Here is a 16,008-nt window from a genome sequence, read left to right as displayed (position 1 = left end):
CACACCCGGGGTTTTGCTTTCCGCCTGCATCATCGGTGTCGCGGTGTCAGGCTTCCGCGTCGCCGACGATGACGACCTTGCCGGTGACGGTGCCGGATTCGGCGAGGGCAAGCGCACGAGCGGTCTCCCGCAACGGGATTCGGGCCGCGATCTGCGGGTGCAGGGCGCCGCGCTCGGCGAGGTCGAACACCGCGCCGAGGTCCTCGGCGACGCGAGCCCGGAAACGGTTGAGCCGACGGCGTCCGGCCCAGATGTTGTAGAAGGACGCATTCCGATTGTTGGGCAGCGCATTCCACCACAACAGGCGGGTGAACAGTTTCAGGACCGGCAGCCGGGAATTGCCTTCCTCGTTCTTGGTGGCCGCGGTGCCGTAGGAGACGAGGGTGCCGCCGGGCGCCAGCAGCGCGAACGAGTCCACGATGCCCGGACCGCCGACATGATCGAATACGGCGTTCACCCCGCCCGGCGCGAGGGCCCGCACCCGCGCCGGGACGTCCCCGCGATAGTCCACCGGCTCCGCGCCGAGTGCGGCCACCGCGTCCGCGTTGCGCACCGACGCCGTTCCGATCACCCGGATCCCGGCCGCGTTTGCCAGCTGAACCAGTGTCGAACCGACGCCCCCGTTCGCGCCGTGTACCAGAATGGTCTGCCCCGCCCGGACTTTCGCCTTCCGGTGCAGCATCTGCCAGGCGGTGACGCCATTGACGACGAAGGTCTCCGCCGCCTCCGCTGTCAGTCCGTCCGGCACCGGCACCAGATCGCCCGCGGACACCGTGAGATGACTGCTCCAGCCGCCGATCTTGGTCAGCGCCGCGACCCGGCGGCCGACCAGTGCCGGATCGACTCCCGCGCCCACCACCAGCACTTCACCGACGATGTCGTAGCCGGGCACGAACGGGAACGCGGGCTGGTCGTAGTACTTCCCGCGTCGCATCTGCTGCTCGGCGAAGGACACGCCCGTCGCCTCCATACGGACCAGCGCCTGGCCGGGGCCCGGCGGCGGCAGCTCGCGGTCGGCGACGGTCAGGCCCTCCGGCTCGACGCGTCCCGGCAGCACTACTTCGGTGGCGATGATGTTCGACATGGGTCGACCCCTTCCGGGTGTGTGATCGATCAATCACTCGATGGTTGAAAGAAGGCGCCCTCGTCGGAGGGCGCATGAATGTCAGTCGAAGTGGCGGATGCCGGCGGTCAGGGTGGCTGCCCAGGCGCCCTCGCCGGCATCCAGGCCGAGGGTGGTGATCAGGTGGCACAGCTGGCCGTAGGCCATGAAGTGCTGCACCTGCTCACCCGTTGCGCCGGAACGGGTTTCGGCGAACGCGGTGATGCGCTCGAGCCCGCGGCGCATGGCCGTGGCGATATCGGGCGTATCTGCCGCGGACAAGGCATGCACCTGCAGCATGAGCAGGCTCTTGTCCGCGATCAATTCGGCGTAGGCCCCGCCCATCTCATGCAGCACCTGCTCCGGATCGCCGCCCGGTGTCCGGGCGGCGCCGGTGGCCAGTGCGCCCTCGACCCGCTCGAAGCACCGGTCCAGTGCGGCGACGAACAACTCCACCTTGCTCGGGAACAGCTTGAACACGTACGCGGGCGAGATTCCGGCCGTCGCGGCGACGGTATTGATCGGGGTCCCGTGGAATCCGGTCTTGGCGAATTCGGTGATGGCCGCGTCCAGTACGGCCTCGCGTCGGACATCCGAAGTCGAGAGGGTGATCCCGCGTCTGCTCATGTGAGTGACTGTACACTCACTCTTTGTGTCCGGCAACCCCTCCTAGTTGTCGAGAACGGCGAAGGCGGACTCCAAGGGCGGGAACATGGCCCGGGGATCATGGCCCGCGAACCACAGGCCGACGACGAAAGCCGAAGTGGCTTCGAGGTATCGGGCCCGGCGGAGGCCGCCTGCGTGGACGGGATGCAGCTTCAGGTCCGTGGCCAGGGCTGCCACCGTCGCCACCGCGTTCGGGTCGTCGCCGCACAGCGGAACGGTCAGGGGGCGGCTCTCGAACTCACGGTGCGGGCCCGCCCAGACTTCTGCCGCAAGCAGATTGAACGCCTTCACCACATGGGCTCCGGGCACGGTTGCCGCGATCCGTTCGGCGACAGCGGGTTCGGAGAGAGTGAACCCGCCGCTGTCGGGTGCGAAGGCGTTCGTGCAGTCGATCAGCGTGCGGCCCGCCAGGGCATGCCGTCCGCCGGTTCCGTGCGCCGCATCCGCCCCCGTCGCATCCTCCGAGTTCGCCGCGGCGAGCACCTCGGCGAGGGCGTCGGCCGGGACGGCGAGCAGCGTGATGTCGCCGAAGCGAGCGGCATCGGTGATGCTGGTGGCTCGTGCACGGTGGCCGATGGCAGCGACTGCCTCGTCGGCGCGCGCCGAAGTGCGTGCGCCGAGCGCGATTTCGTGTCCGGCCGCGGCCCAGCCGCCGCCGAGGGCGCGGGCCATCTGTCCGGCTCCGATGATTCCGACTCGCATGTGAACTCCTTGGTCTGGCTTACGTAGTCGACGCTAGGAATTCCGATGCGCACTCCCGGGTGCCCAATGGCGGTGGCAGGCTGGATTCATGACGGCCGAGATCATCGAACCGGTGGAATTCGCGGAGTACGGCGGGCTCGAATCCGATTGCCCCGCGCGGCTGGCCGTGGACGTATTCGGCAATTCGTGGCTGACTGTGATCGTCTACACACTTCGCGAGGGCCCGCTGCGGCCGGTGGAGTTGCGGCGGGCGATTGGCGGCATCAGCCAGAAGATGCTGACCCAGACATTGCGGCGCATGGAGCGGATGGGATTGCTGGAACGTCGCCGATACGCGGAAGCGCCACCGCGCGTGGAGTATTCGTTGACTCCCGCGGGCACGGATCTGCTCATCCCGATCTTCGCGCTGGGGGAGTGGGCGGACCGCCACGGGGATACTGTCCGCACCGCCCTCTACGGCGATGCCGAGGACTGATCCGGGATCGCGAAAGTGGTTGCCGCACGGGCGCTCAGCGGTCGCGACACGCTGTCCGAACATTGCGTAAACGCCGGGCTAACGAGGGTGGAAGTACCCATGACCTGCGTGAAACTTCCAGCACCCGGGGTTTGACCCCGCGTCGGCGACCGTACGATTCAAAGTGTGAGCGTTCCACAGGCCGTGCTTTTGGCAGTCCTGGCGGCCGTAGTCGGACTGGCCGTCGGAGGACTGCTCATTCCGTATGTGAACGCTCGCCAGGAGCGCCTGCGCGCCGCCACCGACACCGGGCTGACCATGTCCCAGGTCCTGGACCTGATCGTGCTCGCCTCCGAGTCCGGCATCGCCGTGGTGGACCAGTATCGGGACGTGGTGCTGGTGAACCCGCGCGCCGAGGAGCTGGGCGTCGTCCACGACCGCCTGCTCGACGAGCGCGCCTGGGCCGCGGTGGAACAGGTGCTGGCCGGCGGCCAGGACGTCGATTTCGAACTCACCGCCAAGATCCCCATGCCGGGCCGCGCCCGCCTCGCTGTCCGAGGGGTTGCTCGGCCGCTCTCGCAGGAGAACACGAACTTCGTGGTCCTGTTCGCGGACGACGACTCCGAGCAGGCCCGCATGGAGGCCACCCGCCGCGACTTCGTCGCCAATGTGAGCCATGAGCTCAAGACCCCGGTAGGCGCCATGAGCCTGTTGGCCGAGGCGTTGCTGGAATCCGCCGACGATCCGGACTCGGTGCGGCACTTCGGCGAACGCCTGCACGGCGAGGCCCGTCGCATGGGCAAGATGGTGACCGAGCTCATCGCACTGTCCCGCCTGCAGGGCGCGGAGCGGCTGCCGGAACTGGAAGCCGTCGACGTCGACACCGTCGTCACCCAGGCCATCGAGCGCTCCCGCACCGCCGCCGAGGCCGCGGGCATCACCGTCTCCACCGACGCCACCAGCGGCCTCGAGGTACTCGGCGACCAGACCCTGCTGGTGACCGCCCTGTCCAACCTGGTCGAGAACGCCATCGCCTACTCGCCGCGCGGCTCGCACGTGTCGGTGAGCCGGGCGCTGCGCGGCGGCTACGTCAATATCGCGGTCACCGATCGCGGCATCGGCATCTCCAAGGAGGACCAGGAGCGCGTCTTCGAGCGTTTCTTCCGGGCCGACAAGGCGCGCTCGCGTGCCACCGGCGGTACCGGCCTCGGGCTGGCTATCGTCAAGCATGTGGCCGCCAACCACAACGGTGAGATCACGCTGTGGAGCAAACTGGGCACCGGATCGACGTTCACCCTGCGTATCCCGGCCCACCCTGCCGATTCCAACGGGCAGGTCGACAAGAGACTTGCCACCGGTGTTCCGGTGGCCAAGAAGGAAAACGGCTCGCGCCCCCTCGGGCGGGCCAGAACCAACGGTGTGGAGGCAACCCGATGACGAGTGTGCTGATCGTCGAGGACGAGGAGTCGCTGGCCGATCCGCTCGCGTTCCTGCTGCGCAAGGAGGGGTTCGAGGTCACCGTGGTGGGTGACGGCCCGGCCGCCCTGGCCGAGTTCGACCGTTCCGGCGCGGACATCGTCCTGCTCGATCTCATGCTCCCCGGCATGAGCGGCACCGACGTGTGCAAGCAACTGCGCGCTCGCGGCAGTGTCCCGGTGATCATGGTGACCGCGCGTGACAGCGAGATCGACAAGGTGGTCGGCCTGGAACTGGGCGCCGACGACTACGTCACCAAGCCCTACTCCTCGCGCGAGCTGATCGCCCGCATCCGGGCCGTGCTGCGCCGCGGCGCCGGCGAGGAACCCGACAACGGCAGCGAGACCAGCGTGCTGGAGGCGGGCCCGGTGCGCATGGACGTGGACCGCCACACCGTCCAGGTGAACGGCAAGGCGGTGACCCTGCCGCTCAAGGAGTTCGACCTGCTCGAGTACCTGCTGCGCAATTCGGGTCGCGTGCTCACCCGCGGGCAGCTCATCGACCGCGTCTGGGGCGCCGACTACGTCGGCGACACCAAGACCCTCGACGTGCACGTCAAGCGCCTGCGCTCGAAGATCGAGGCCGACCCGGCCAAGCCGGAACACCTGGTCACCGTGCGCGGCCTGGGCTACAAGCTCGAGGCGTAGCCCACCCGGACGAAGAGAACCCGCCCGCTTCGAATTCGAGAAGCGGGCGGGTTCGGCTTACTCCCACCAAGTCTTTCGTGCGCCCCCCGGCAGTTTTCGGCGCTCAGGCGTTGGGGTCGTTCTTCATGGTGTCGACCCACGCGGGGCCGAGGCCCGGCAGGTCCTGCTTGTCCAGAATGATCCAGCCCAGGCCCGGGTTGTCCTGCTGCATGCAGCCGTACCACGGCACGTCCGCGCCATTGCCCTTGCACGCGATGGTGTGGCTGGTGCCGTACGGGCTGACGATGATCTGCTTGCCGGCATCCTTGGCGCCCAGCACGGCCGGGTCGTTGTACGCGACGAAGTCGGCGGTGCGATCGGAGAAGGCATTGGGGTCGGTGTTGTCGGCGAACGCCTGCGGCGCAACGGAGAGAACGGCACCGGCGGCCAGCGCAGTGACGGCGAGGGTTTTCTTGATCATGGCCAGGATGTCTAACACGCTCCGGTGAATTCGCAATAGCGGAACGATGTCGCGCATACTTCCGGCTATTCACATCCCGAGGTCATCGGATCGGAGGGGATGCGAAATATACTTCTGCGCAGCCTGATTCGTTTGTCGCCCGGTGGCACCGTTTGTTCACCTCCCGGACACCCGCGATCGCGTCACATAACGACGCGGGTCCCGCTCGGGATGTCCGCGCCCGCCGCGATGTGACGGCGGGCACGAAGGCCGGTGCGGACTACGAGCCCGCGCTGCCGGTCAGCCCGCCGAGCAGGCCGCCCAGCGCCGAACCCGCGCTGCCGGTCCCGCCGCCACCGCCGGTGCCGCCACCGGTGCCACCGCCCGGCTGGGACGGATCGGTCACGTTCACGATGATGGTCTTGGTGTTGCCGCCCTGCGAGGCGGTGATCATGTGCTGGCCCGCGGTGGTGGGCTTCCAGTCGATGCTGGAGTAGCCGATCGGCCACGGCACCTTGCCGGCCGGGGTGAGGCTGGTGCCGTTGTCCGACCAGTAGACGAGCAGGCCGATGCCCGCGCCGCTGAGGTTCGCGGTGAGGGTGTAGCCGGTGTTGATGGTGTACGGGGCGCTGCCGGAGATGGCGACCGAGTCGACCGTGGCGGCGGCCTGCGGCGCGGCCAGCACGGCGACGGCGGCGGTGGTCGCGAGCCCTGCGACGCCCGCGCCGATCCGACGGGCTGATCTCGATGCACGAATACTGCTCATGCGGAAAGTCCTGTCTCGCTTGCTAGTTCGGCGTGGTGCCGCTGCTGCCGCTGCCGAGCGGGCCGGCGGGTCCGAAGCCGCTGCCGGTGCTGCTGGAACCCGAGCCGAGCGGCGCGTCGGCGACCTGCACGACGATCGACTGGCTGTTGGGGCCCTGGGACGCGGTGATGATGTGCTGTCCGCTGGTGGTGGGCCGCCAGCTGATCGAGGCGTGTCCGGGCGGGGACGGGATCTTGGGCGGGCCGATCTCGTTGCCGTTGTCGCTGAAGTACACGAGCAGGCCGATCGAGGCGCCGCTGAGGGTGGCCGAGATGGTGTACGCCTTGTCGACCACCGGGTTCGGCTGGTCGATGCTGACCGAGTCGACCGCGGCCAGGGACGCGGGGGCCGCGACCACGGCCGCGGCGGCGAGGGCGGCGAAGCCGGTGATCCCCACGCCGGCTCGGCGCGCGCTGATCCTCGGTGGTGTGTTGCGCATGTGTTGCTCTCCTGTGCTGCCCCACGGGGAGACGTGCGGGCTTCCGCACACTAAGGGACCAGATGTGTGAAGCGTGGCTATTTCGAAAAAATTATCAAGCAAGCGTCCGCTTGGTGCTGATGGGCGTGACGGGTCCCACCGGAAAACCCGTCACGCCGTACCCGAATCGGGTGGTTGCTAGCTGCTGCCGAGCAGTCCGCCCAGCAGGCCCTTCGCGGAACCGCTGGAGCTACCGCCGCTGCCGCTGCTGCCGCCACCCGGGGTGGTGGTCGAGGGCGTGGTGGTGGTCGGAGTGGTGGTCGGGGGAGTGGTGGTCGGCGGCGTGGTCGTCGTCGTCCCGCCGGAACCGGTGCCGACATTCACGACCAGGGTCTGGGTGCTGTTGCCCTGCGAGGCCGTGATGATGTGCTGGCCCGGGGTGGACGGCGACCAGTCCAGGCTGGCCTCACCCGGCGGCCACGGGACCTTGCCGACCGGAGTCAGGCTGGCGCCGTTGTCGCTCCAGTAGATGAGCAGGCCGACCGACGCGCCCGACAGGGACGCGTGCAGGGTGTAGTCGCCGCCGACGGTGGGCGTGGCGCTGGAAATGGTGATCACGTCGACGGTGGCGCTCGCGGTCGGTGACATGGCCACCGCGACCGCGGCGGCAGCCGCGACCGTGACGCCGGCCAGCCCGGCCCCGATCACGCGGCCCGAAGGTTTGCTGCGCATGGGTACTCCTGTGCTTCTCGTGGTGTGCCCCAAAGGAATTGGGGTGGAAATCGGATCAGAGGCCGAAGGGCAGGCCATTGGCGCTGCCGGTACCCCCGCCGCTGTTGCCCGGCGACGTCGTGGTGGTCGGCGGGACCGTGGTGGTGGTCGTGGGCGGGACCGTGGTGGTCGTGGTCGGCGGCACCGTGGTCGTGGTGGTGGGCGGCACCGTCGTGGTGGTGGTCGGCGGGACCGTGGTCGTGGTGGTCGGCGGCACGGTCGTCGTCGTGGTGCCGTCGCCGACGTTCACGATCAGGGTCTGGGTCGTGCTGCCCTGTGAACACGTGATGACGTGCTGGCCCGGGGTGCTCGGGGTCCAGTCGAGGCTGGCGTGGCCGGGCGGCCACGGGACCTTGCCGACCGGGGTGAGGCTGTTGCCGTTGTCGCTCCAGTAGACGAGCAGGCCGATCGACGCGCCGGAGAGGTTGGCGCTGAGGGTGTAGCTGGTGCCGACGGTCCAGTTCGATCCCGAGATGGAGACCGAGTCGACGCTGGCGTGCGCGGCCGGGGCCTCGTGGGCGGTCAGGACGGTGACCGCACCGGTCGCGATGGCCAGCCCTGCCAGACCCGCGCCGAGGCCGCGCCCCATGGGGGTGATTCTCATGAAAACTCCTGGATTTCAGGGGAATTGGTCTCGATCAGAGACCGAAGGGCAGCCCGTTGGCGCTGCCGGTGCCTCCGCTGCCACCGCCGCTCGGGGTGGTCGTCGTAGTGGGCGGGACCGTGGTGGTGGTCGGGGGAACCGTTGTGGTGGTGGGCGGTTCGGTCGTGGTGGTCGGCGGCACGGTCGTGGTCGTCGGGGGAACCGTTGTGGTGGTGGGCGGTTCAGTGGTGGTGGTCGGCGGGACCGTGGTGGTCGTGGTGGGCGGGACCGTTGTGGTGGTGGTCGGCGGCACGGTCGTGGTGGTGGTGCCGTCGCCGACGTTCACGATCAGGGTCTGGGTCGTGCTGCCCTGTGAACACGTGATGACGTGCTGGCCCGGGGTGCTCGGGGTCCAGTCGAGGCTGGCGTGGCCGGGCGGCCAGGGGACCTTGCCGACCGGGGTGAGGCTGTTGCCGTTGTCGCTCCAGTAGACGAGCAGGCCGATCGACGCGCCGGAGAGGTTGGCGCTGAGGGTGTAGCTGGTGCCGACGGTCCAGTTCGATCCCGAGATGGAGACCGAGTCGACCGTGGCGTGGGCGGCGGGGGCTTCGTGCGTGGCCAGAACGGTGACTGCGCCCGTCGCGATGGCCAGCCCGGCGAGACCGATGCCGAGATGGCGGCCGCCCAAGGGGATTTTGCTCACTATGCGTACTCCTGTGCTGCGACCCGTGTGGGTAAGGGTCCGTCGCACAGTAAGGGAGCGGCAATGTGAAATTGTGTGATTTCAGAAAATTACTGGCTAGTCTTCCGCTATTGCTGTGCCGGCTTCGCCTTCCGGGCAGCCTTCTTCGCGGACGCGGCCTGTTTCTTCGCGGCCTCGGCGGCCTTCTCCTCCGCGATGGCCGTGGCCGGATGCACCGCCACGATGCCCAGGCCCTGGCGACGCTTGCAGTGCTGCGCCAGCTCGTCGTAGGCGGGCTGGCCGATCAGTTCGATCAGCTCGGGTGCGTAAGCCTCCCACACCGGGCGGGTGCCGACGTGCGCATCCGGCGAACCGGTGCAGTACCAGTTCAGATCCAGGCCGCCGGGACCCCAGCCGCGGCGGTCGTACTCGGTGATCACGGTGCGCAGGATCTCCACCCCGTCCGGCCGGTCCACCCATTCCTGGGTGCGGCGGATGGGCAGCTGCCAGCACACTTCCGGCTTCACGGTGAGCGGCTCCAGGCCCTTGCGCAGCGCCATGGTGTGCAGCGCGCAGCCGATGCCCTCGGCGAAGCCGGGCCGGTTGAGGAAGATGCAGGCGCCGTCCACCCGCCGGGTGCGCAGGGCGGGCTCGTCGTCGAGGTCGTCCTCTTCCAGGTACAGCTTCTTGCGGACCCGGCCCTTGTCGTCGACGGCCTGGTCCATGAGCTGCCAGTCTTCGGGTGTGAGCATTTTCACGGCCTGGTGCAGCTTCTTGCCGTCCTCCTCGTCGGAGAGGAACGCGCCGTGCGAGCAGCAGCCGTCGTTCTCCCGGCCGTCGATGATGCCCTGGCATGCCGGAGTGCCGAAAACGCAGGTCCAGCGTGAGAGCAGCCAGGTCAGATCGGCCGCGATCAAATGCTCATCATTTGCTGGATCGACGAATTCGATCCACTCCCGCGGGAAGTCGAGTTCAACTTCGGGCGCCGGGTCGATCTTCGCCGCTGGTCGCAGCCCGGTCGGTCCGCTCGCCGATGCACCTGCCGTCACAATGCGGAACGCTAACAGCTCAGTCGCCTGGCCAGAAGTCCTGACGCACCCAGTACCGTGTTCTTGTGCGGCTCGGTGTACTCGATGTGGGAAGCAATACCGTCCACCTGCTCGTGGTGGACGCGCATCGTGGTGGACACCCGATGCCTATGAGCTCGACGAAGTCGGCGCTGCGGCTGTCCGAGAACATGGACGATCAGGGCCGGATCACGTCGACGGGCGCGGCGCGGCTGACCGCGACGGTAGCCGAATTCGCAAGTATCGCAAAGACTTCCGGCTGTGTGGAGCTGATGGCCTTCGCCACCTCCGCGGTCCGCGAGGCCACCAACTCCGACGAGGTGCTGGCCCGGGTGCGGCGCGAGACCGGAGTCAATCTGAAGGTGCTCTCCGGTGTCGATGAGGCTCGACACACTTTCCTCGCGGTGCGGCGCTGGTACGGCTGGAGCGCCGGGCGAATGCTGAATCTGGACATCGGCGGCGGCTCGCTCGAGATGAGCAACGGCGCGGACGAGGTGCCGGATGTGGCGCTGTCGCTGCAGCTGGGTGCGGGCCGGCTGACCCGCGAATGGCTGCGCCACGATCCGCCGGGCAAGCGCCGGGTCGCGGTGCTGCGCGACTGGCTCGACGCCGAGCTCGTGCTGCCCAGCAAGCAACTGCTCGAGGTGGGCCGCCCGGATCTGGCGGTGGGCACCTCCAAGACCTTCCGCTCGCTGGCCCGGCTGACCGGAGCCGCCCCCTCTGTTGCGGGACCCCGGGTGCGGCGTACTCTCACCAGTTCCGGCCTGCGGCAGCTGATTGCGTTCATATCGAGAATGACGGCCGCCGACCGGGCAGAATTGGAAGGCGTAAGTTCTGATCGGTCGCAGCAACTGGTGGCCGGTGCGCTGGTCGCGGAGGCGAGTATGCGGGCTCTGTCCCTGGACACGCTCGAAATCTGTCCCTGGGCACTGCGAGAGGGATTGATCTTGCGCAAATTGGATACCGACCTGGATAGCGAACCGATTACCGGCGGCCCCGACAGCGGCCTGTCGGGCCCGATCGAAACGGTGTCTCGATGACCGAGGATTCAAGCCAGCTGTCCGTCGCCGAGCTGCTGGCGCGGAACGGGCAGCAGAGTGGGGCTCCCGCCGGCGGCGGCGGGCGCAGACGTCGAAGCGGCCGCGGCATTTCCGTCGCGGAACTGACCGGTGATATTCCGGTGGTGAGCGCGGGATCGTCCTCTCACGCCGCGCCGGACGAGGACGCGGCCGAGCCCGCCCCGATCGAACCGGACTATTCAAACTCTTCGAACTTCTCGAATCATCCTGATTATTCGAGCTTTCCGGATTACTCGGACCTGGTGGCCGCGGCATCGGGCAAGCCGGACTATTCGCAGTACGACGCGGTACCCGATCCGGACCCCGCGTATTCGCCGCTCTCCGGGCCGATTTCGTATTACGACCCGCTGGCCCCCGCCCCGCAGCCGCCGTCCCTACCGGAGCCGTCCCACAACTGGTCCGCCGGTCTGGACTGGCCGCCGACCGAGAACCCGCTACCGGAGGCCCGCCCGAGCGGCGGCCGCCGCCGCAAGCCGGATCCGCTGGATTCCGATGCCGCGCTCGGCCGGTTGCCGGGCACCGAACCTCCCGCCCCGCCCGCCGCGCCGCGCGAGGGCGGTCGCCGCCGCCGCTACGACCCGGACGACGAGAACACCAACGAGGTGAGTCCCTTCCGGGGTGACAGCGGCCAGGCCGGTGACGGGGCCGACCGCACTCAGTTCAACCCCGCGGTCCGCCAGCCCTTCGACGACCGGCCACCGTACAAGGACCAGCCGCCCTTCGGCGACCCGGCCCGTACCCAGTTCCAGCCGGCCGCTCCCGCGTGGTCGCCCGGGCCGGCACCCGAACCGCTTCCGCGCACTCCCGGGCAGGATCGGCCGCCTTTCGAGCCGACGCGGGCCGCGCCCGCCGCGCAGCCGATGTCGCGCTCGGCTCGCCGGCACGCGGAATCGCAGGTCCAGAATGCCCCCCAGGGTCCGGCCGCCGACCGGCGCGGTGGCGTCGACCACGGCACGGCCAACGGACTTCCGGACTGGTCCGCGCCCAGACGACCCGACGCCGATCCGGTCCGCGACCGCCACGATCAGGCCGCGGTGCCGACCGCCGCGTGGTCGTCGCTGGCCGACTCCGGTCAGCAGCTGCTCTCCGGGGAATCGGTTGCCGGTGATCTGCTCCGCGACGCCCAGCAGCGTGACGATCAACGCGCGGAACGGAATTCGCGAAGCGCCGGCAGGCGTAGCGGCGCGGTGGCGCCCGAGCCGGAGCCCGACGACCACCTCACCGATTTCTACGAGCCCCTCGACGACTACGACGACTACGACGACTACGAGCCCGAGACGTCGCTGGGTGGACGGTTTTCCGCGCTCACGCAGAAGGCCGGCTCCTTCGCTCGCAAGACCAGGAGCACCCGTGGCGCCGCGGCCCGGCCGGCCCGTTCGCGCGCCGCGGCCCGCTCCGACAGCGAGGAGCATCGCCGGCAATGGCTGATGATCGCGGGCCAGAGTGTGGGCGCCGCGGTCGCGGGCATGTTGCTGTTCAAGGGTTTCGAACGCATGTGGGAAATGCTCCCGTGGGTTGCCCTGGCGCTGGCCATGATCGTGATTCTCGGCCTGGTCGCTCTGGTACGGGTGCTGCGCCGTACCGATGACATCTTCAGCACTGTGATTGCCGTCGTCGTAGGCGTCTTCGTGACGCTCGGACCGCTAGCCTTTCTACTCAGTACGAACTGAGCAGGGAGCAGCAGTGGGGAACATCGTGCAAGCGCAGGGGGCGAGCACCGAGGACCGGGCGGGGCGAAAGGAAGTCCGGGTCGGGCTCTCGACCGCGTCGGTGTATCCGGAGAACACCGAGGCCGCCTTCCGCTACGCGGCCGAGCTCGGATACGACGGGGTGGAACTCATGGTGTGGGCCGAGCCCGCCAGCCAGTCCATCTCGACCGTGCAGCATTTCGCGCACAAATACGATGTGCCGGTGCTGGCCGTGCACGCACCGTGCCTGCTCATTTCGCAACGGGTCTGGGGGTCGGACCCGATCGCCAAACTCACCCGCAGCGTGCACACCGCCGAGGCGCTGGGCGGGGCCACCGTGGTGGTGCACCCGCCCTTCCGCTGGCAGCGCCGCTACGCCGACGGCTTCGCGAAACAGGTTGCCGAGCTGGAGAATTCGAGCCCGGTCGCGGTGGCCGTGGAGAACATGTTCCCGATGCGCGCCGACACCCTGTTCCGCCGCAGCTCGATCGAGCGGCTGCAGCGCCGCGGCGGCCCCGGCCCCTCGATCACCACCTTCAGCCCCTCCTTCGACCCCACCGACGTCGGCTTCCGGCACTACACCCTCGACACCTCGCACACCGCCACCGCCGGCGTGGATCCGCGGGTCCTGGCCGGTCGCATGGGTTCCGGCCTCACCCACCTGCACCTGGCCGACGGCCGCGGTGCCGCCACCGACGAGCACCTGATCCCTGGCGAGGGCACCCAGCCGGTGGCCGAACTCTGTGACATGCTGGTGCACAACGGTTTCGACGGCCAGGCCGTCATCGAGGTGAACACGCAGATGGCCCGCACCACCATGGACCGCGCCGCCATGCTCAACCAGGCGCTGACCTTCGCCCGCGCCCACCTCAACCCCTTCACCCCCGCCCCCACCCCCGAACCGACCGTCGCCCACCGCGGCTGAGAGCCTCCGCGAGGGTTGGGTGATTCATCCCACCGGCGGGGCGGAATGATCCGGCCGTCCGTTTACGCTGTACAAACCGCGACAGTGGAAGGACAGCGGATGACAACGGAGTTGACCGTCGATCTCGAGTCGGCGAGCGAACTGGTGAACGCGCCGTTCAGTCGCGTCTGCGCGCTGACCGAGCTCGAGGCGGAGACTCCCGAACTCGGCCGCTACGCGGGCCTGATCGAACCCACCTGGACCATCGGCGACAAACTGCACGGCGGCACCATGGTCGCGGGCAGCGCGGCCGCCGCCACCGAATGGCTGCGCCGCACCGCGCCCGCGCAGGCCGCCATGTTCCCCATCTCGGCCAGCACCGACTTCCTCGGCGCACCCGTCCCCGGCGAGGTCGAGTACGAGGTCCGCACCCGCAAGCTGGGTCGTCAGATCGGCCTGATCGATGCGAGCCTGATCCAAGACGGCCGCACCCTGGTGCACACCGCCTTCACCTTCGGTCACCTCGACGACGCCGTCCCGCAGTACGCCGCCGACCACGCCGGCGACATGCCCGCGGAACCGCCCGCCGACGCCCTCGCCTACGACGAGCGCAACCCCATGGGCAAGATCGTCCACGTCGCCCAGGGCTCCTCGGTCGCCATCGACCCGGCCTGGGCCCGCTTCCTCGCCGGCGAGAAATCCGAACCGCGACTGCGCCTCTGGATCCGCCCCTTCGAGGGCGACGAACAGGACCCCGACGTCGCCGCCTTCTTCGCCCTGATGGCCGCCGACATGAGCCCCCCGGTCCCCATGAATCTGGGCCACTTCGGCTGGGCCCCAACGGTTCAGCTCACCACCTACCTGCGCCGCCGTCCCGCCCCCGGCTGGCTCCGCGTCATCGCCCACAGCCGCGAGGTCGGCAACCGCATGTTCGACGAAGATCAACTCGTCATCGACTCGACGGGCGCCATCGTCGCCCAGAGCCGCCAGCTCGCCCTCATTCCGCAATCCCGCTAGTTCCGCGCAACCTTCGTTCTCGTGTGCCAGGTCGGCAGCGATTTCGTGACGGTCGGGGTAACTCGCCGGGTACGACCAGAATTGTTTCGGCTCTCGACCGCCGGCACGCGTCCCTGCCGTCCACGGCTCTCAGCCGCGCGCTGAAGGCTCGGGGAGGCGGGTTAGCCTTGATCCCTATGACGAGGATTGCGGTTATCGGTGGGGGTCGGATCGGGGAGGCGTTGATCGCCGGTCTGCTGGAGTCCGGGCGGGTGAACAAGGATCTGGTCGTCGTGGAGCCGGTGCCGGCGCGGGCCGAATTGCTGGCCGACCGGTTCGGGATTCGCGCTATCGACGACATCGCCGATGCCGCCAAGTCCGCGGACCTCATCGTGATCGCGGTGAAGCCGAACGATGTGGACGGCGTGGTCGCCGAGCTGGGCAAGGCCGAGCTGGGTGACGGCCACGACCAGGTGCTGGTGTCGCTGGCCGCCGGTGTGCCGACCGCGCGCATGGAGTCCCGGTTGCCCGCCGGCTTCCCGGTCGTGCGGGTCATGTCGAACACCCCGATGCTGGTGGGACAGGGCATGAGCGCCATCGCGCCCGGTCGCTACGCCCGCAAGGAACAGCTGGCCCTGGTCACCGAGATGCTGGAGTCGGTGGGCAAGGTGGTGACCGTCGCCGAGTCGCAGATGGATGCCGTCACCGCGGTGTCGGGTTCGGGCCCGGCGTACTTCTTCCTGATCGTCGAGGCCATGATCGACGCCTCGGTGGGCCTGGGTCTGAGCCGTGATGTGGCCGCCCAGCTGGTGACCCAGACGATGCTCGGTTCGGCGGCCCTGCTCGAGGAGTCGGGGCAGTCTGCTCCGGAATTGCGTGCGGCCGTCACCTCGCCCGCGGGCACCACCGCGGCGGGCCTCCGGGCGCTGGAACGGGGTGCCGTGCGCTCGGCTTTCCATGATGCATTGGACGCCGCAAGACGCCGTTCCGCCGAACTCGGCGCGATCGCGGACTAACGTTGATGGTGCGGTGAGTGCGCTCCCGCATTCCAATACTGCTCGGTTGCTAGTTTGCTGCCGAAGGCCGACTCGCCACAGCAAAGGCTGATTTCTCACACCCGTCGCAGCAATCCCACTGGTCCCGCTAAGCTTCAAGGAGCACGTGCGTGTCTGTTCCGCCGGTGGGGAAGCCGGCGGCGCGGACGTGCCGGAGGTCAGTGGCGCAATGATGTCTGGGAACAGTCAAGCGAGGTCCGGAAACAGCCCAATCAATGCAGGATCCGTCATCGGCGGAGGAACTCAGTTCCTCACCGTCGCCGAGGTCGCGAATCTGATGCGGGTATCCAAAATGACGGTGTACCGGTTGGTGCATTCGGGAGAGCTGCCCGCGGTGCGGGTGGGGCGTTCCTTCCGGGTACACGCCAAGGCGGTGCACGACTATCTGGAGACGTCCTACTTCGATGCGGGGTAGTACGTCCGGATAACCGATCGGCCACACCCGTTTCGTTCGCCGGAGAGTGGCCCGGTAGC

19 protein-coding genes are annotated in these 16,008 nt (G+C 68.7%); 9 read left to right on the top strand and 10 right to left on the bottom strand.

Annotation, left to right across the window (positions count from 1 at the left end; genetic code table 11):
- Window positions 1-46: 46 nt before the first annotated feature.
- From ACIRRA_RS32305 to ACIRRA_RS32295, 3 genes are all read right to left on the bottom strand, one after another.
- The gene (locus tag ACIRRA_RS32305) at window positions 47-1,084 is read right to left on the bottom strand and encodes a medium chain dehydrogenase/reductase family protein (RefSeq protein WP_402776081.1); all 1,038 of its coding nucleotides are present in this window, start codon (window positions 1,082-1,084) and stop codon (window positions 47-49) included.
- 81 nt (window positions 1,085-1,165) lie between these two features.
- Window positions 1,166-1,729, bottom strand: coding sequence for a TetR/AcrR family transcriptional regulator (locus ACIRRA_RS32300; RefSeq protein ID WP_402776079.1), 564 nt, complete (start codon window positions 1,727-1,729; stop codon window positions 1,166-1,168).
- 42 nt (window positions 1,730-1,771) lie between these two features.
- Window positions 1,772-2,470, bottom strand: coding sequence for an NADPH-dependent F420 reductase (locus ACIRRA_RS32295; protein WP_402776076.1), 699 nt, complete (start codon window positions 2,468-2,470; stop codon window positions 1,772-1,774).
- A gap of 88 nt (window positions 2,471-2,558) precedes the next feature.
- On the opposite strand from ACIRRA_RS32295, the gene ACIRRA_RS32290 reads away from it, so the two are divergent.
- The 3 genes from ACIRRA_RS32290 to ACIRRA_RS32280 all read left to right on the top strand — a co-directional run bounded on the left by ACIRRA_RS32290 (window position 2,559) and on the right by ACIRRA_RS32280 (window position 5,047).
- On the top strand, window positions 2,559-2,945 hold the full coding sequence (locus tag ACIRRA_RS32290) for a winged helix-turn-helix transcriptional regulator (protein WP_402776073.1): 387 nt from the start codon (window positions 2,559-2,561) through the stop codon (window positions 2,943-2,945).
- Window positions 2,946-3,110: 165 nt separating this feature from the next.
- The gene (locus ACIRRA_RS32285) at window positions 3,111-4,361 is read left to right on the top strand and encodes a sensor histidine kinase (protein WP_402776071.1); all 1,251 of its coding nucleotides are present in this window, start codon (window positions 3,111-3,113) and stop codon (window positions 4,359-4,361) included.
- A complete protein-coding gene (locus ACIRRA_RS32280) occupies window positions 4,358-5,047 on the top strand; it encodes a response regulator transcription factor (protein ID WP_154790977.1) in 690 nt (229 codons plus the stop codon). Before ACIRRA_RS32285 ends, ACIRRA_RS32280 begins: the two co-directional genes overlap by 4 nt.
- Window positions 5,048-5,150: 103 nt before the next feature.
- On the opposite strand, the gene ACIRRA_RS32275 is transcribed toward ACIRRA_RS32280, so the two are convergent.
- The 7 genes from ACIRRA_RS32275 to ACIRRA_RS32245 all read right to left on the bottom strand — a co-directional run bounded on the left by ACIRRA_RS32275 (window position 5,151) and on the right by ACIRRA_RS32245 (window position 9,794).
- Window positions 5,151-5,507, bottom strand: coding sequence for a hypothetical protein (locus ACIRRA_RS32275; RefSeq protein WP_402776066.1), 357 nt, complete (start codon window positions 5,505-5,507; stop codon window positions 5,151-5,153).
- 259 nt (window positions 5,508-5,766) lie between these two features.
- On the bottom strand, window positions 5,767-6,252 hold the full coding sequence (locus ACIRRA_RS32270; RefSeq protein WP_402776064.1) for a hypothetical protein: 486 nt from the start codon (window positions 6,250-6,252) through the stop codon (window positions 5,767-5,769).
- A 22-nt stretch (window positions 6,253-6,274) separates the two neighbouring features.
- Entirely contained in the window at window positions 6,275-6,730 is a 456-nt protein-coding gene (locus tag ACIRRA_RS32265) for an Ig-like domain-containing protein (RefSeq protein ID WP_402776061.1), read from the bottom strand.
- Between the two features lie 177 nt (window positions 6,731-6,907).
- A complete protein-coding gene (locus ACIRRA_RS32260) occupies window positions 6,908-7,441 on the bottom strand; it encodes a hypothetical protein (protein ID WP_402776058.1) in 534 nt (177 codons plus the stop codon).
- 55 nt (window positions 7,442-7,496) lie between these two features.
- Window positions 7,497-8,084 carry a hypothetical protein gene (locus ACIRRA_RS32255; RefSeq protein WP_402776055.1) on the bottom strand — a complete coding sequence of 196 codons (588 nt, stop codon included), beginning with the start codon at window positions 8,082-8,084 and terminating at the stop codon, window positions 7,497-7,499.
- 34 nt (window positions 8,085-8,118) lie between these two features.
- On the bottom strand, window positions 8,119-8,766 hold the full coding sequence (locus ACIRRA_RS32250) for a hypothetical protein (RefSeq protein ID WP_402776052.1): 648 nt from the start codon (window positions 8,764-8,766) through the stop codon (window positions 8,119-8,121).
- Between the two features lie 107 nt (window positions 8,767-8,873).
- Window positions 8,874-9,794 (bottom strand): hypothetical protein, encoded by a 921-nt coding sequence (locus tag ACIRRA_RS32245; protein ID WP_402776049.1) that lies wholly within the window; start codon window positions 9,792-9,794, stop codon window positions 8,874-8,876.
- 65 nt (window positions 9,795-9,859) lie between these two features.
- On the opposite strand from ACIRRA_RS32245, the gene ACIRRA_RS32240 reads away from it, so the two are divergent.
- The 6 genes from ACIRRA_RS32240 to ACIRRA_RS32215 all read left to right on the top strand — a co-directional run bounded on the left by ACIRRA_RS32240 (window position 9,860) and on the right by ACIRRA_RS32215 (window position 15,949).
- Window positions 9,860-10,852: a hypothetical protein gene (locus tag ACIRRA_RS32240; protein WP_402776046.1), complete on the top strand. Its 993-nt coding sequence runs from the start codon at window positions 9,860-9,862 to the stop codon at window positions 10,850-10,852.
- Entirely contained in the window at window positions 10,849-12,561 is a 1,713-nt protein-coding gene (locus ACIRRA_RS32235) for a hypothetical protein (RefSeq protein WP_402776043.1), read from the top strand. The genes ACIRRA_RS32240 and ACIRRA_RS32235 overlap by 4 nt, the downstream gene beginning before the upstream one ends.
- Window positions 12,562-12,583: 22 nt before the next feature.
- Window positions 12,584-13,504 (top strand): sugar phosphate isomerase/epimerase family protein, encoded by a 921-nt coding sequence (locus ACIRRA_RS32230; RefSeq protein ID WP_402776325.1) that lies wholly within the window; start codon window positions 12,584-12,586, stop codon window positions 13,502-13,504.
- A 99-nt stretch (window positions 13,505-13,603) separates the two neighbouring features.
- The gene (locus ACIRRA_RS32225; RefSeq protein WP_402776040.1) at window positions 13,604-14,500 is read left to right on the top strand and encodes a thioesterase family protein; all 897 of its coding nucleotides are present in this window, start codon (window positions 13,604-13,606) and stop codon (window positions 14,498-14,500) included.
- A 176-nt stretch (window positions 14,501-14,676) separates the two neighbouring features.
- Window positions 14,677-15,495 carry a pyrroline-5-carboxylate reductase gene (proC, locus tag ACIRRA_RS32220; RefSeq protein ID WP_402776038.1) on the top strand — a complete coding sequence of 273 codons (819 nt, stop codon included), beginning with the start codon at window positions 14,677-14,679 and terminating at the stop codon, window positions 15,493-15,495.
- A 211-nt stretch (window positions 15,496-15,706) separates the two neighbouring features.
- A complete protein-coding gene (locus ACIRRA_RS32215) occupies window positions 15,707-15,949 on the top strand; it encodes a helix-turn-helix domain-containing protein (protein ID WP_045437601.1) in 243 nt (80 codons plus the stop codon).
- Window positions 15,950-16,008: the final 59 nt, after the last annotated feature.

The sequence above is a fragment of the Nocardia sp. NPDC101769 genome (assembly GCF_044766925.1).
In the GTDB taxonomy this organism is placed as follows: domain Bacteria; phylum Actinomycetota; class Actinomycetes; order Mycobacteriales; family Mycobacteriaceae; genus Nocardia.
Note: the sequence above shows the minus strand (reverse complement) of the source record. Positions and strands in the feature narration are given on the sequence as shown.

What these genes read in the sequence shown, in the direction of transcription:
- ACIRRA_RS32300 (WP_402776079.1), bottom strand. Translation starts at nt 1,729, where the DNA reads ATGAGCAGACGCGGGATCACCCTCTCGACTTCGGATGTCCGACGCGAG.
- proC (WP_402776038.1), top strand. Translation starts at nt 14,677, where the DNA reads ATGACGAGGATTGCGGTTATCGGTGGGGGTCGGATCGGGGAGGCGTTG.
- ACIRRA_RS32280 (WP_154790977.1), top strand. Translation starts at nt 4,358, where the DNA reads ATGACGAGTGTGCTGATCGTCGAGGACGAGGAGTCGCTGGCCGATCCG.
- ACIRRA_RS32270 (WP_402776064.1), bottom strand. Translation starts at nt 6,252, where the DNA reads ATGAGCAGTATTCGTGCATCGAGATCAGCCCGTCGGATCGGCGCGGGC.
- ACIRRA_RS32265 (WP_402776061.1), bottom strand. Translation starts at nt 6,730, where the DNA reads ATGCGCAACACACCACCGAGGATCAGCGCGCGCCGAGCCGGCGTGGGG.
- ACIRRA_RS32255 (WP_402776055.1), bottom strand. Translation starts at nt 8,084, where the DNA reads ATGAGAATCACCCCCATGGGGCGCGGCCTCGGCGCGGGTCTGGCAGGG.
- ACIRRA_RS32290 (WP_402776073.1), top strand. Translation starts at nt 2,559, where the DNA reads ATGACGGCCGAGATCATCGAACCGGTGGAATTCGCGGAGTACGGCGGG.
- ACIRRA_RS32260 (WP_402776058.1), bottom strand. Translation starts at nt 7,441, where the DNA reads ATGCGCAGCAAACCTTCGGGCCGCGTGATCGGGGCCGGGCTGGCCGGC.
- ACIRRA_RS32225 (WP_402776040.1), top strand. Translation starts at nt 13,604, where the DNA reads ATGACAACGGAGTTGACCGTCGATCTCGAGTCGGCGAGCGAACTGGTG.
- ACIRRA_RS32305 (WP_402776081.1), bottom strand. Translation starts at nt 1,084, where the DNA reads ATGTCGAACATCATCGCCACCGAAGTAGTGCTGCCGGGACGCGTCGAG.
- ACIRRA_RS32295 (WP_402776076.1), bottom strand. Translation starts at nt 2,470, where the DNA reads ATGCGAGTCGGAATCATCGGAGCCGGACAGATGGCCCGCGCCCTCGGC.
- ACIRRA_RS32235 (WP_402776043.1), top strand. Translation starts at nt 10,849, where the DNA reads ATGACCGAGGATTCAAGCCAGCTGTCCGTCGCCGAGCTGCTGGCGCGG.
- ACIRRA_RS32215 (WP_045437601.1), top strand. Translation starts at nt 15,707, where the DNA reads ATGTCTGGGAACAGTCAAGCGAGGTCCGGAAACAGCCCAATCAATGCA.
- ACIRRA_RS32275 (WP_402776066.1), bottom strand. Translation starts at nt 5,507, where the DNA reads ATGATCAAGAAAACCCTCGCCGTCACTGCGCTGGCCGCCGGTGCCGTT.